General features: G+C 60.9%; 15 protein-coding genes. 7 read left to right on the top strand and 8 right to left on the bottom strand.

The window, feature by feature from the left end:
- Positions 1 to 3 precede the first annotated feature (3 nt).
- From AC07OP_RS07645 to gntR, 3 genes are all read right to left on the bottom strand, one after another.
- Positions 4 to 741 carry an NAD-dependent epimerase/dehydratase family protein gene (locus AC07OP_RS07645; RefSeq protein ID WP_495100550.1) on the bottom strand — a complete coding sequence of 246 codons (738 nt, stop codon included), beginning with the start codon at positions 739 to 741 and terminating at the stop codon, positions 4 to 6.
- Positions 742 to 751: 10 nt separating this feature from the next.
- Positions 752 to 1,384, bottom strand: coding sequence for a glutathione S-transferase family protein (locus AC07OP_RS07640; protein WP_027605611.1), 633 nt, complete (start codon positions 1,382 to 1,384; stop codon positions 752 to 754).
- Positions 1,385 to 1,811: 427 nt separating this feature from the next.
- Entirely contained in the window at positions 1,812 to 2,843 is a 1,032-nt protein-coding gene (gene gntR / locus AC07OP_RS07635) for an HTH-type transcriptional regulator GntR (RefSeq protein ID WP_495100724.1), read from the bottom strand.
- A gap of 212 nt (positions 2,844 to 3,055) precedes the next feature.
- On the opposite strand from gntR, the gene AC07OP_RS07630 reads away from it, so the two are divergent.
- Together AC07OP_RS07630 and AC07OP_RS07625 are read left to right on the top strand one after the other, a co-directional pair.
- The gene (locus tag AC07OP_RS07630; protein WP_495100551.1) at positions 3,056 to 3,589 is read left to right on the top strand and encodes a gluconokinase; all 534 of its coding nucleotides are present in this window, start codon (positions 3,056 to 3,058) and stop codon (positions 3,587 to 3,589) included.
- A gap of 84 nt (positions 3,590 to 3,673) precedes the next feature.
- The gene (locus AC07OP_RS07625; RefSeq protein ID WP_027605614.1) at positions 3,674 to 5,026 is read left to right on the top strand and encodes a GntP family permease; all 1,353 of its coding nucleotides are present in this window, start codon (positions 3,674 to 3,676) and stop codon (positions 5,024 to 5,026) included.
- A gap of 95 nt (positions 5,027 to 5,121) precedes the next feature.
- On the opposite strand, the gene alaC is transcribed toward AC07OP_RS07625, so the two are convergent.
- Positions 5,122 to 6,333 carry an alanine transaminase gene (gene alaC, locus AC07OP_RS07620; RefSeq protein ID WP_141155862.1) on the bottom strand — a complete coding sequence of 404 codons (1,212 nt, stop codon included), beginning with the start codon at positions 6,331 to 6,333 and terminating at the stop codon, positions 5,122 to 5,124.
- A 196-nt stretch (positions 6,334 to 6,529) separates the two neighbouring features.
- Here alaC and AC07OP_RS07615 point away from each other — a divergent pair, with 196 nt between their 5' ends.
- Positions 6,530 to 7,009 (top strand): GyrI-like domain-containing protein, encoded by a 480-nt coding sequence (locus AC07OP_RS07615; RefSeq protein WP_495100552.1) that lies wholly within the window; start codon positions 6,530 to 6,532, stop codon positions 7,007 to 7,009.
- 41 nt (positions 7,010 to 7,050) lie between these two features.
- Here the strand turns inward: AC07OP_RS07615 and AC07OP_RS07610 are convergent, their stop codons facing one another.
- Genes AC07OP_RS07610 through AC07OP_RS07600 form a run of 3 tightly spaced genes read right to left on the bottom strand, consistent with a single transcriptional unit; the run spans position 7,051 to position 9,063 of the window.
- Positions 7,051 to 8,259, bottom strand: coding sequence for a type II toxin-antitoxin system HipA family toxin (locus AC07OP_RS07610; protein ID WP_495100553.1), 1,209 nt, complete (start codon positions 8,257 to 8,259; stop codon positions 7,051 to 7,053).
- Positions 8,252 to 8,506 carry a helix-turn-helix domain-containing protein gene (locus AC07OP_RS07605; protein WP_092488898.1) on the bottom strand — a complete coding sequence of 85 codons (255 nt, stop codon included), beginning with the start codon at positions 8,504 to 8,506 and terminating at the stop codon, positions 8,252 to 8,254. Before AC07OP_RS07605 ends, AC07OP_RS07610 begins: the two co-directional genes overlap by 8 nt.
- Positions 8,507 to 8,553: 47 nt before the next feature.
- Positions 8,554 to 9,063, bottom strand: coding sequence for a GNAT family N-acetyltransferase (locus tag AC07OP_RS07600; protein ID WP_495100554.1), 510 nt, complete (start codon positions 9,061 to 9,063; stop codon positions 8,554 to 8,556).
- A gap of 145 nt (positions 9,064 to 9,208) precedes the next feature.
- On the opposite strand from AC07OP_RS07600, the gene AC07OP_RS07595 reads away from it, so the two are divergent.
- Genes AC07OP_RS07595 through AC07OP_RS07580 form a run of 4 tightly spaced genes read left to right on the top strand, consistent with a single transcriptional unit; the run spans position 9,209 to position 11,747 of the window.
- Positions 9,209 to 9,628, top strand: a complete 420-nt coding sequence (locus AC07OP_RS07595; protein WP_092358438.1) for a YybH family protein — start codon at positions 9,209 to 9,211, stop codon at positions 9,626 to 9,628.
- Positions 9,629 to 9,671: 43 nt separating this feature from the next.
- Positions 9,672 to 10,016 carry a YciI family protein gene (locus AC07OP_RS07590; RefSeq protein ID WP_495100555.1) on the top strand — a complete coding sequence of 115 codons (345 nt, stop codon included), beginning with the start codon at positions 9,672 to 9,674 and terminating at the stop codon, positions 10,014 to 10,016.
- A gap of 34 nt (positions 10,017 to 10,050) precedes the next feature.
- Positions 10,051 to 10,527 carry an SRPBCC family protein gene (locus AC07OP_RS07585; protein WP_495100556.1) on the top strand — a complete coding sequence of 159 codons (477 nt, stop codon included), beginning with the start codon at positions 10,051 to 10,053 and terminating at the stop codon, positions 10,525 to 10,527.
- A complete protein-coding gene (locus tag AC07OP_RS07580) occupies positions 10,524 to 11,747 on the top strand; it encodes an RNA polymerase sigma factor (protein WP_495100557.1) in 1,224 nt (407 codons plus the stop codon). The genes AC07OP_RS07585 and AC07OP_RS07580 overlap by 4 nt, the downstream gene beginning before the upstream one ends.
- A 3-nt stretch (positions 11,748 to 11,750) precedes the next feature.
- Here AC07OP_RS07580 and AC07OP_RS07575 read toward each other — a convergent pair whose 3' ends face one another.
- The gene (locus AC07OP_RS07575; protein ID WP_065925265.1) at positions 11,751 to 12,605 is read right to left on the bottom strand and encodes a LysR family transcriptional regulator; all 855 of its coding nucleotides are present in this window, start codon (positions 12,603 to 12,605) and stop codon (positions 11,751 to 11,753) included.
- Positions 12,606 to 12,659: the final 54 nt, after the last annotated feature.

Here is a 12,659-nt window from a genome sequence, read left to right as displayed (position 1 = left end):
AACTCAGTCAGTGATGGGGATATCGAAGGTCTGAAATGCATCGTCCAGCGGATGGTAACCCAACACCCGCGCGGTTTCGCTCAGGTCCAGGCGCTTGAAACGGTTATTGGAAATGCCATGGGCGATCAGGTGTTTCACGCCCTCGGCCTCCACTGCACGCTGCAGCAGCTGCACGGCGTCCCGCGGGCTGAGCCAGGCACTGAGGTCGCGGGCGTTGTTCAGGTCGTGGGTTTCAACGAATTCGAACGCGCCGATGCGCAGGGCAATCGTCGACAGCGGGGTTTTCGCCGCGTAGTAGCCACACAGCGCTTCGCCGTAGCATTTGCTCACGCCATACAGGTTGCCCGGCATCACCTGCATGCCTGGGGTGATCTGCCGGTCTACCGGGTAGCCTTCGATAGTTTGCGCGCTGCTGGCGAACACCAGGCGCTGTACACCCGCCGCCACAGCGGCTTCGAACAGGTAGGTGGTGGCGAGAATATTGTTCGGCAGCAATTCGTCGAACGTGGCGCTGGCGTGGGGGATGCCCGACAGGTGCACGATCACATCGATGCCTTCGAGCAGGTTGGCCAGGCTGGCTTTGTCGCTGAGGTCGGCGTGCACGAAGCGGTGTTCGCCCAGGTCGAAACCAGGCGCGATGCGGTCGGTGAGGGTGAAACGGTAGCGGTCTCTCGAGGCTTCGAAAAACGTCTTGCCGATTCTGCCGCAGGCGCCGGTGAGCAGTACGTTGAGTCCTTTCACGGGCATGTCCTTAGTTATGCCCGTCGAGGGCGAAGAGTTGGAAGCCGTGGTGCTGGCCGAGGCGCTGGTAGTAGGCGGCAATGGCGGGGTAGGCCGGGCGCGCCATGGGCGTCATCTGCCAGCGGTGCACCGAGAGGCCGATGAGGATGTCGGCGAGGGTGAATTCATCGCCGGCAACAAAGGCCCCGGTTTTGCTCAGTTGTTGCTCGAGGATGCCCATCTTGTCGTTCCATCGTTGCACGGCGGCTTCAATCTGCGCCGCGTCCAGGCCGTCCGGGTTATTGCGTACCAGGGCGGTGAAAGCATCGCCCCAGGCACGGTTGAGCTCGACGGCCTGCCAGTCGATCCACTGCTCGACCCGGGCCCGTGGTGCGGGCTCGATGGGCAGCAGGTCGTGGCGCTGGTAAAGCCCCACGAGGTAGCGGCAGATGGTATTGGACTCCCACAGCACGCCGTGGTCGTCGATCAGCACGGGTATCTGCGCGTTGGGGTTCAGGGCGAGGAATTCGGCGGACTGGGTGGGCTGGAAGCCGATGCCCCAGTCTTCGCGCACGTAGTCGATGCCCAGTTCCTGGCAGGTCCAGAGCACTTTGCGCACGTTGATGGAGGACGTGCGACCCAGGATTTTCAGTGAATGTGCCATGGTGCTTTCCTTGCGATGGAGAACAGCCAATCTAGCAGGCGGGAGAAGCTACGGCGATGCCTCCGAGCGGGCGGGGTCAAAATGTGGGAGGGGGCTTGCCCCCGATAGCCATGGGTATCTACACAACTTGCAGATCCTGACAAATCTCTCTGTGGTGAGCGGGCTTGTCCCGCGTTGGGCTGCGTAGCAGCCCCAGTAAAGAAGAATGCGGTGTATCAGACACTCTGTAGAGGCTGGTTTTGGGGCTGCTACGCAGCCCAGCGCGGGACAAGCCCGCTCGCCACAACAGTCCTGTCTGCCGGACGTTCAGTGTTGAGCCAAAGGTGTGTGGATACCTAAGCCCCGATAGCGTGTCAGCCACCAAATGTTCTGGCTGACATTCTGCTTTCGGGGGCAAGCCCCCTCTCACATTTTGACCGCGTAGGGACTACGTGCTCTCGCGAACCTGCAACTCAAACCCCATGTCCACCACCGGCTTGGCGATCCTGTTGCCCGCCATGATCGTCAACAAATGCTCCGCCGCCCGCCGCCCGATCGCTTCCCTGGGGGTACTGATGCTGCTCAGGCGCGGCACCATGAAGGACGACGCCGGCAAGTCGTTGAAGCCCAGCACCGCGACACGTTCTGGGACTTTGATTCCGTGGCGCATGGCTTCCAGCAGCGCGCCCTGGGCCAGGTCGTCGTTGCCGAAGAAGATCGCATCCACATCCGGATGGGTGGCCAGCAGTTGCAGGAACAGCTCGCCGCCCAGGCCCACCGAGGAAGGGCGTGGTGTCAGCAGTTCCAGCGTCGGGTCGTACAGGCCCGCCTGTTGCAGCGCACGGCGGAAGCCTTCGCCACGCAGCAGGGTGCGTTGGTCCAGTTGCGCGCCGATATACGCCAGGCGCTTACGCCCACGGGAGATCAAATGTGCGGCCGCGGTTTCACCCGCCGCCAACTGCGAGAAGCCCACGCAGTTCACGCCGGCATTGGGGTCCAGGTCCATCATGTACACACACGGCACATTACTGGCCTCGACCATCCGTCGGGCGCTTTCGGTGCGATCGAAGCCGGTCAACAACAGTCCGCGAGGCTGATAGGCCATGTAGTTGCGCAGCAGGTTTTCCTCTTCGTCGCGCGAATAGTGGGAGTTGCCGATCAGTACTTCAAAGCCCTTGGGCCGCAGCACTTGGTGGATGGCTTCGAGGGTTTCGATAAACAGCAGGTTGGACAACGACGGCACCAATACCACCACCGAATGGCTCTGGGCCGAAGCCAGGGCACGGGCGGCGGGGTTGACCACGTAGTTGAGTTCGGCAGCGGCGTGCTGGACTTTTTCCACCAGCTCGGTGGCCACGGTGCTGATGCCGCGCAACGCGCGGGAGGCGGTAATCGGGCTGACGCCGGCCAGGCGGGCAACTTCGTTAAGGGTAGGGCGACCGGTGGTGCGGGTATTTTTATCGTTCTTGGAGGTCATCAGGCGGCTTGCCAAACAAAAATCGAGGCACTAAGGTAGCGCTGTCTCCAAAAGGCTGCAAATTATTGAACTATGGGTTGCCTGATCCGGTTCAAATGATTGGAGCGGATGCACGCGTCACTCCATAAAAATGACAAGACGGCGCGGGAAAAGCCTGTTTTTGCACTTGCCTTACGGCGTGCAAAGGTAGCGCTATCTGCGTCTTGAGGTGTTTCATGAGTCAACCTGTTACCGCCCTGGTCATCATGGGTGTTGCCGGCTGTGGCAAAACCAGCGTCAGCGAGGCCCTGTGCCGCCTGAACGGTGCCACCGCCATTGAAGGCGACAGCTTTCACCCCGCCGCGAACATTGAAAAGATGAGCGCCGGCCACCCCCTCAACGACGACGACCGCGCCGGTTGGCTCGACATCCTGTGCGATGAACTGCGCCGTTCGCTCGAAGCCGGTGAACATCCGGTACTCACTTGCTCCGCGCTGAAAAAGAAATACCGCGACCACCTGCGCGAAGCCGCGCCGGGCCTGGGCTTTGTATTCCTGGAGCTGACCCGCGAAGTCGCCGCCGACCGCGTGTCCCATCGCCCCGGCCATTTCATGCCGGCCAGCCTCATCGACAGCCAGTTCGCCACCCTTGAATCGCCCAAGGGCGAGCCGCTGACCTTGGCCCTCAACGCCAGCGAAGACAGCGTCGAGGAGTTGGCCAGGCAGACCAACGCCTGGTGGCTGACACACGGTTTTGAACCATCCAACTGATTTTTTGCCGGAAAAGATAGCGCTATCCCCGGCAGGAAATTCAACACCCGCTTTAATAACAACAACAAACAGGAGAGACCCCCCATGTTTGGCATGTCCCACGAGTCGTACCTGCTGTTAGATGCAGTCGTTACCATCATCGGGCTGATCGTCTTGATCACCCGCTTCAAGGTTCACCCATTTATTGCGCTGATCATCGCGGCCGGCTTCCTTGGCCTGACCTCGGGCATGCCGGTGGACAAGATCATCAAGGCGTTCCAGGACGGTTTCGGCGGGGTGCTCGGCTTCGTCGGCATCATCCTCGCGCTGGGCACCATGCTCGGCAAGATGATGGCCGAATCCGGCGGTGCCGATCAGATCGCCCAGACCCTGATCCGCGCCTTTGGCAAGGACAAGGTCCAGTGGGCCATGATGTTCGCCGCGTTCCTGGTGGGCATTCCGCTGTTCTTCGAGATCGGCTTTGTACTGCTGATCCCGTTGGTGTTTATCGTTGCGCGCCGCACCGGCGTGTCGCTGATCAAGATCGGCATCCCACTGCTCGCTGGCCTCTCGGCAGTCCACGGCCTGGTGCCGCCGCATCCGGGCCCGCTGCTGGCCATCGGGGTGTTTGGCGCCGACATCGGCAAGACCATCCTGTACGGCCTGATCGTCGCGCTGCCGACGGCCATCATCGCGGGCCCGATCTTCGGTACGTTTATCGCCAAGTACATCCCGGGCAACCCGTCCCAGGAACTGGTCGACCAACTGGCCCGCGAGCCTGAGAACAAAAACCTGCCGAGCTTCAGTATCACCCTGGTCACCGTGCTGCTGCCGGTGTTCCTGATGCTGCTCAAAACCTTCGCCGACATCGCCTTTGCCGAAGGCAACGTGGTGCGCAACTGGATGGACATGATCGGTCACCCGATCACCGCCTTGCTGCTGGCGTTGCTGCTGTCGCTGTACACCTTTGGCAGTCGCCAGGGCATCCATTCCAAGCAGATCCTCAAGCTGCTCGACGCCAGCCTTGCACCGACCGCCGCGATCATCCTGATCATCGGTGCCGGTGGTGGTTTCAAGCAGATGCTGGTGACCAGCGGCGTGGGTGACGTGATCGGCCACATGGCGGTGAACGCACAGATCAACCCGATCCTGCTGGCGTGGCTGGTGGCGGCGGTGATTCGCGTAGCGACCGGTTCGGCCACCGTGGCGACCATTACCGGCGCGGGCATCGTAGTGCCGGTGGTGGGGATGATTCCCGGGGTTAACCGTGAGCTGCTGGTGTTGGCGACGGGGGCGGGTTCGTTGATCCTGTCTCACGTCAACGATGCGGGGTTCTGGCTGGTGAAGCAGTACTTCAACATGACCGTGGCCGAGACCTTCAAGACCTGGACGGCGATGGAGACCATCCTGTCCGTTGTGGCACTGATCTTTATCATGTTGCTGTCGTTGGTGGTCTAACAGACACACTACAAGGCAAGGGTGAAAACCCAATCAACTGTGGGAGGGGGCAAGCCCCTCCCACAGGTTGACCACATTTGTTCAGGTGGAACGGGTCAGGCTTTAGCGACCAGCCCATCCGCCCGGAACATCCCGCGAATCCCGCGCACCGCCTGGCGAATCCGGTCCTGGTTCTCGATCAGCGCGAAGCGCACATGATCATCCCCATACTCGCCAAACCCAATCCCCGGCGACACACAGACCTTCGCCTCCAGCAGCAGCTTCTTGGCAAATTCCAGTGAACCCATGGCGGCATACGCCTCGGGAATCTTCGCCCAGACGTACATCGACGCCTTGGGATTCTCCACCATCCAGCCCAGCTCATGCAGGCCCTTGACCAGCACATTGCGACGCTGGCGGTACTGCTCGGCGATGTCCTTCACGCACTGTTGGTCGCCTTCCAGTGCGGCAATCGCGGCGACTTGCAGCGGGGTGAAGGTGCCATAGTCGTGGTAGCTCTTGATCCGCGCCAGGGCGTTGACCAGTTCCGGGTTGCCCACCATGAAACCGATGCGCCAGCCGGCCATGTTGTAGCTCTTGGACAGGGTGAAAAACTCCACCGCAATGTCCTTGGCGCCCGGCACCTGCATGATCGACGGGGCTTTCCAGCCGTCGTAGACGATGTCGGCGTAGGCCAGGTCATGCACCACCAGCACGTCGTACTGCTTGGCCAGGGCGATCACCCGTTCGAAGAAATCCAGCTCCACGCACTGCGCGGTCGGGTTGGACGGGAAGCCGAGGATCATCATCTTCGGCTTGGGGATCGACCCACGGATCGCCCGTTCCAGCTCGGCGAAGAAGTCCACGCCTGGAATCAGCGGCACCGAACGCACCTGGGCGCCGGCAATCACGGCACCGTAGATATGAATCGGGTAGCTCGGGTTGGGCACCAGCACCGTATCGCCCTGGTCCAGGGTGGCCAGCATCAGATGCGCCAGGCCTTCCTTGGAACCGATGGTCACGATGGCTTCGGTCTCGGGGTCGATGTCCACTGCGTAGCGATCCTTGTACCAGCGCGAAATTGCCCGGCGCAGACGCGGAATGCCTTTGGAGGTGGAATAGCCGTGGGTGTCTTCACGCTGGGCGACGGTGACCATCTTCTCCACGATATGGGGAGGCGTGGCGCCGTCGGGGTTACCCATGCTCAAGTCGATGATGTCTTCGCCGCGCCGACGCGCAGCCATCTTCAGCTCGGCAGTGATATTGAAAACGTAAGGGGGGAGTCGATCTATGCGCGCAAAGCGGCGCGGCGAACCTTGGTCGGCCATTGTTGCCTCGAGAGTACGTAAGCGCCCGGAACCGTCCGAGCGACGTCGGCCACTGCGGTGGCCTGCGGGGCAGACAATACGGTCGATGATGGCCAGTTGTCCAGATGTGTCGGGAAATTTTCTGCATGGAGTACTGCAAGGATATGCCCCTATACTCGATACGGGTTTGTTCCCTCATAAGAAGGAGACTGTTCAGATGGATCAGCAGACAAAACAACCGTTAGAGCCGCGCATGGAAGACGGCAAGGCCCTGGTGATCGCCGGGGTGCAAGGGCGTTATTCGAAGGCCACCGTGGGCGATATCCCCAAGTTGTGGAGTGTGTTCGACGAAAGCGTAAAACACATCAAGAAACGCGTCGGCGGGGTGACCTACGGCGTTTGCCATAACCCCAGCCACGGTGAATTCGATTACATGGCCGGGGTGGAAGTACCGTCCAAGGGCGATGTGCCGAGCAACTTCGAGTGCGTCGAACTGCCTGCGCACCACTACGCGGTGTTCCCGCACTATGGCCCGGTGCAGGCACTGGAGCAGACCTATGAGCGCATCATGTTCGAGTGGTTGCCGCACTCGGGCTACAAGGTGGCGGGGGCGGATTTCGAGCGCTATAGCGCGGATTTTGATGGGCGCAAGGGCACGGGCACGGTGGAGATCTGGTTGCCCGTGGAACACAAGTAACCCACTGGCTGAACGCTTGTCTCGCCGCAACCACAGGACGTTCAGCCACCAAAGCTGAGTTGATAGCCCTGCGCAGATTGACGTATGGCTTTCGCTACATCAGGGGCCAACCGGCAGTAATCGTCTTCGCGCTTGAGCACGGCTTCCAGGGTTTGAAGGAGTGCCTGAATGCGCGTTTCGGGATTTTCAATTTCGCAGGTTCTTGCAAATTCCAGGATGCCCAGGCGTGCGGCAAACAATGATTTGTTACCGGACAGGTCAAGTGCCAGTGAGTCCTCAGGGAGATAGGCGGTGGTGTTCACAATGTCGTATACCGGTGCCAGCCGGGTATCCGATTTCAGCGGGTCGCTATAGAGCACGCCGAAGTTCTTCAAGTGAGCGTCGCCATTACCCACTATGCAGCTCAGTGCCACGCTGTCGAACAATTGATCGAGCGAGCTGCGTTGATGTTCTGGGGCGCAGAACACGCGTACGGCCTTGGCGATCGCTGCGTAGCTCTTAGTGTACTTCTGCTCCGCAGACAGGCCCATCAAGGTGGTCATGTCTTCGAAACCCAGCGGGTTGAGCTGCTCGTCCCGATCAAAGCGCCGCATGATGAACAGCTTATGATTCTGCGACAGGTAAAACGGTGGCACCGGCAAGCCTGCATCCCGGGCGATGGACATGCACAGGTACTCATTGATGGCCAACCCCGGAAACTCATCGCGCCCGCTTTTGATAATCAGGTCGTTGGTTTTCGACGTGAATTTCTGCGCGGATGCCTGCGGTTTTTCCGGCACCAGTACTTTGGGCTGCACGCCAGAAATACCTGCTCGCAGGATGTAGCGATCCACCAGTTCGGCGAACAGATCCTCCGCGCCGTCCCAGGCGAGAATTTCGTTGAGGTTTTCTCCGCTGGAGGGAGGGCTGTTGCGCAGGATCAGATCGTTTACTTGATCTGAAGACACGAACACCCTACCAATCGGTGCACTGCTGCCCGAGAGTGCCAGCAACAACATCGGATCGACCTTGACCGTCTTGGCGAGGCGATTGCGCAATTGCTCCAGAACGTAGCCTTCCGGCAGGTTCATCTGGAAGATGGGGTGAAGTTCTCGGCGGCGATATTCTTCGGCGCGAACGGGCATCGTCAGGCTGACTGCGGTTTGTGCCTGCAGGTTATCGCCGTAGCGAAACAAATAGTCGTTGGCACTCATCAACACGCTGCCGCTTTTACCTTGAGGGGTATGAACGCGCAAATGGGGGCTAATCATTGAACAAGTCCTCCAGTTCCTCCAGGGTCGGCAGGGTCACAGGCACTAATTTGAATTCGCTGCCCAAGGCGGCAATCACTCGGGCATAGGCATTCATTGAGACCGAGAGGCTGCCTTGTTCGACTTCTATCAGCTTCTGCCGGGTAACCCCTGCAAGTTTCGCCAGATCCGCTTGTTTATAGCCACGGTTAAGTCGCATGGCGCGAATTTGGCTGCCTAGTCGCTGAGTGATAACCGAAGTATCCATGTCATATATTCATTACTTTTTAATTGAAAGTTATATATACGTTACATTTAAAGTAAGTCAATACCGCTTCGACCCAACACCCACCTCAACCTCCGCTCATACCCAATCCGGCCCTTATACGCCTCCCCGCTGTCCACCCATCCTGCGCCCAGATACAACCCCATCGCCGCCACATTGTCCGTGTCCACCGACAACTCCAGCGCCTTGATCTGCGGCCACACCTGCAATGCCGCCGCCGGCAAGGCTTGCAAACAGGCCTTGCCGAATCCACGCCCTTGCTGCTGCCGATCCACCTGCAATGCATGCAGCGTTGCGCTGTGTTCATCGGCCCAGTGGGGCAGGCAGGGTGGGCGTTTAAGCAGGAGGAAGGCCACCGGAGTGTCGTCGGCCAGCAGGGCAAAGCCTTTGACGCCGGGGCTGGGCTTGGCCAGGAGCGAATTGAGGGCGCAATACATGTCGCCGCAAAACGGCAGCTGTTCAGGGTGAACTTCGATGGCGCTGACGTGCTGTTGTTGCACGGCATTCAGCGTCTCGTAGGCGACAAGGCGGGTTTGCATCGGCGTGTCCGAACAGCGGCAAGGAAGGGCGCAGTCTATCGGGTTTGTGCTGGACGACATTATTTTTCAACGGGCTGTCGATTTGCCCGAGGGCCGTTCGACTAAGGGTGTCTTCCGTGATTTTCCAACCCGAAGGAGTATCGCCATGAGTACCGCCATCAACACCCTGATCGAGCAATGGAAGCAAGCCGTGCTTTCCCGGAATATCCATAAGATTGTCAGCTATTACGCCGACGATATCGTCTCGTTCGACGCCGTGACCGCCCTGCAATTCAAAGGCAAGGCGGCCTACCGTGCGCACTGGGAGGCCTGCATGGAGCACTGCCCCGGCCCGGGCATTTTCGAGTTCCACGAACTGCGTATCGTCGAGTCCCAGGACAGCGCATTTGCCCACTGGCTGGCCCACTGCGGCGGTGCCGGGCCGGATGGTGAAGTGAAGGCTTGCTGGATGCGCGTGACCGCTGGTTATCAACGCTTCAACGGCGACTGGAAGGTGGTGCATGAGCACTGGTCGGCGCCGTTCGACATGGCCAGCGGTACAGCACTGTTCGACCTGAAACCTTGAGCGCCGCGAACTATAGTCAATCGTTGCGAAAACGGAGAACGCCATGAAATACCTCTGCCTGATCTACAGCAACGAGCAGGTGCTGCACACCTCGCCGGACAGCCCCGCAGACCCGGAATGTCTTGCCTACGCGCAGTCCATCCAAAAAAGCGGGCGGATGCTCGCCGCCGAGCCGCTGGAGTCGGTAACCACGGCCACCACGGTGCGCATGCGCAATGGCAAGCTGTCGATCATCGACGGGCCGTTTGCCGAAACCAAGGAACAGCTCGCCGGCTTCTACCTGATCGAAGCCAAGGATTTGAACGACGCGATCCAGGTGGCCGGTGGGATTCCGGCCGCCCGGGTCGGCAGTGTGGAAGTGCGCCCCGTTCGCGAATTGAATCTCTGAACACAACAACCATAAGACTTGAGGAGGTTTAGCCATGCCTACGCAACCTGCCGAATTTGAACTGTCCATCAGTCGCTTGATCGATGCACCGCGCAGCCGCGTATTCCGCGCCTGGACCGAGCCCACCTTGCTGCAGCAGTGGTGGGGCCCCCACGGTATGACCACCTCCGAGTGCGAAATGAACCTGTGGGTCGGCGGGCTGTTTCGCACCCTGATGCGCGCGCCCGATGGCAGCGAGTACCCGACCCAGGGCGTGTTCCTGGAGATCGATGCGCCCAATCGCCTGGTGTTCACCGATGCCTTCAGGCCGGGCTGGATCCCTTCGGGCAAGCCGTTCATGAGTGCTGAAGTCACCTTTGAGGAACAAGAGGGCAAGACCCTCTATACCGCCCGCGCCATGCACTGGAGCGCTGAAGACAAACAGGCCCACGAAGCCATGGGCTTTCACGACGGCTGGGGCCAGAGCCTGGACCGCCTGGTGACGTTGGTGACCCAGGGTATGCCTGATTGACGTCGGCAATCGAGGCCATTTACCGCAGCGAATCCCGGCGCGTCCTGGCTACGCTGATCCGCCTGCTCGGGGATTTCGACCTCGCCGAAGAAGCCTTGCACGAGGCGTTCTTCGTCGCGGTCGAGCGCTGGCCGCAAGAGGGAGTGCCGGACAACCCACGGGCCTGGCTGGTGTCGACCGGACGCTTCAAGGCCATCGACCGTTTACGCCGCCAGGCCCGCTTTACCCCGTTATTGCAGGCGCAGGCCGACGCACTGGAAGCCGCTGACTGGAGCGTTGAGGACGTGGAAGACGACCGCCTGCGCCTGATCTTCACCTGCTGCCACCCAGCGTTGGCGGCCGACGCCCAGGCGGCGCTGACCTTGCGTGAGATCTGCGACCTCACCACCGAAGAAATCGCCCGCGCCTTTCTGGCCACCCCGACCACCATCGCCCAGCGCATCGTGCGCGCCAAGGGCAAGATTCGCGAGGCCAACATCCCTTATCAGGTGCCGTCGCTGGCCGAGTTGCCCGAGCGCCTCGACAGCGTGCTGCGGGTGATTTACCTGGTGTTCAACGAAGGCTATTCGGCGTCCATGGGCGCGGACCTTACGCGCGAGGACCTGACCCGCGAAGCCATTCGCCTCGGCCGCCTGCTGCTGGAGTTGCTGCCGGAGCCGGAAGTGATGGGCCTGCTGGCGCTGATGCTGTTGCACGAGTCCCGCCGCGCGGCGCGCACCTCGGCCAGCGGCGAGCTGGTGTTGTTGGATGAACAGGATCGTTCGCGGTGGGACGCGTCGTTGATGGCCGAAGGTTGTGGGCTGGTGGAACAGGCCCTGAGCCGTCGCGGCTTTGGCCCGTACTGCCTGCAAGCGGCGATTGCAGCGGTGCATGCCGAAGCGCCCAGCGCCGGGGAAACGGATTGGCCGCAGATTATCGGGCTCTACGATGTGTTGCTCAGTGCCGTGCCGTCGCCGGTGATCGAGTTGAACCGCGCCGTGGCGGTGGCCATGGGCGAAGGGCCGCTGGCGGGGCTGCAGTTGGTGGAAGGCATTCTGGCGCGCGGGGCGTTGCTGGATTACCACTTGGCGTATTCGGCGCGGGGCGAGTTTTGTCGGCAATTGGGGCGGGTGGAAGAGGCCCGGGCAGCCTACGAAAAAGCCTTGTCACTGACCCGGCAAATTCCGGAAAAGCAATTCCTGGAACGCCGCCTGGCCGAACTCAATCCCCCCAAGCAATGAAGATCACTCCAGCATCTTCCCCAACAACCAACTCCCCGCCGGCCCCGGCGGATGGTGCCGGGACCACAGTGCATCCACGGCTACCGAGCGCGGCCAACCGCGGGCCTTGAGTTCGACCAGTTGCCCGCCACCAAAGCGCTCCACCAGCCAGCGCGGAATCGGTGCCCAGCCAAACCCCAATTGGGCCATCTCCAACAGCATCAGGTAACTGGGGGCCGACCACACACGGCCGTTGGCGCGGGTTTCGTTCGGGTTGATGATGCTGGCCAGGCGCAATTCGCGGTGCTGTTGCAGGGTGTGCGCGGTGAGGGTACCGACGCCCGCCAGCGGATGTCTGGGTGACACGAACAGGGCAATTTCCGTGCGCTCGTCCACGGGGGCGCGGGTCAGGTCTGGCGGATACTCTTCCTGGTGTTCAATAAACGCAATCTGCGCGCGACCGCTTTGGACCAGGGCGATCAGGTCTTCGCACTCGGCGATCAGGCATTCCAGCTCCAGGTCCGGGTAGCGCTGTTCAAAGGCGCTGAGGGCGACCTCGAAACGGTCGGACTGGTAGGTGTCGGACATGGCGATACTCAGCTTCGGCTCCAACCCCTGGGCCAACTGGCTCGCCGCCAATTCCAGCCGGCTGCTGGCCTCCAGCACCTGCTCGGCGCGTTGCAGCAACACATGGCCCGCCGGCGTCAGCGTCGGCTTGCGGCTGCTGCGATCGAACAGCACCACATCCAGGTCAATCTCCAGGCTCGCCACGGCCGCGCTGACGGTGGACTGGCTCTTGCCGAGCTTGCGCGCCGCCGCCGAAAACGAGCCTTGGGTGGCCGCCTGCACAAACGCCTGCAGCACTTCGTTAGAGGCCATGACTATCGCCTTGATCGATGGTTATTGGTTATGAAGTATCGAGTCAAAGGCTAA

The organism is Pseudomonas sp. GW821-FHT09D08 (assembly GCF_059416305.1).
The sequence above is the reverse complement of the archived record's forward strand: the minus strand, read 5'-3'. Positions and strand labels throughout refer to the sequence as shown.

Bases quoted from the DNA above. Each gene is read 5' to 3' on its own strand.
- AC07OP_RS07640 (WP_027605611.1), bottom strand. From the start codon at position 1,384: ATGGCACATTCACTGAAAATCCTGGGTCGCACGTCCTCCATCAACGTG.
- AC07OP_RS07630 (WP_495100551.1), top strand. From the start codon at position 3,056: ATGAGTCAACCTGTTACCGCCCTGGTCATCATGGGTGTTGCCGGCTGT.
- AC07OP_RS07625 (WP_027605614.1), top strand. From the start codon at position 3,674: ATGTTTGGCATGTCCCACGAGTCGTACCTGCTGTTAGATGCAGTCGTT.
- alaC (WP_141155862.1), bottom strand. From the start codon at position 6,333: ATGGCCGACCAAGGTTCGCCGCGCCGCTTTGCGCGCATAGATCGACTC.
- AC07OP_RS07615 (WP_495100552.1), top strand. From the start codon at position 6,530: ATGGATCAGCAGACAAAACAACCGTTAGAGCCGCGCATGGAAGACGGC.
- AC07OP_RS07610 (WP_495100553.1), bottom strand. From the start codon at position 8,259: ATGATTAGCCCCCATTTGCGCGTTCATACCCCTCAAGGTAAAAGCGGC.
- AC07OP_RS07605 (WP_092488898.1), bottom strand. From the start codon at position 8,506: ATGGATACTTCGGTTATCACTCAGCGACTAGGCAGCCAAATTCGCGCC.
- AC07OP_RS07600 (WP_495100554.1), bottom strand. From the start codon at position 9,063: ATGCAAACCCGCCTTGTCGCCTACGAGACGCTGAATGCCGTGCAACAA.
- AC07OP_RS07595 (WP_092358438.1), top strand. From the start codon at position 9,209: ATGAGTACCGCCATCAACACCCTGATCGAGCAATGGAAGCAAGCCGTG.
- AC07OP_RS07590 (WP_495100555.1), top strand. From the start codon at position 9,672: ATGAAATACCTCTGCCTGATCTACAGCAACGAGCAGGTGCTGCACACC.
- AC07OP_RS07585 (WP_495100556.1), top strand. From the start codon at position 10,051: ATGCCTACGCAACCTGCCGAATTTGAACTGTCCATCAGTCGCTTGATC.
- AC07OP_RS07575 (WP_065925265.1), bottom strand. From the start codon at position 12,605: ATGGCCTCTAACGAAGTGCTGCAGGCGTTTGTGCAGGCGGCCACCCAA.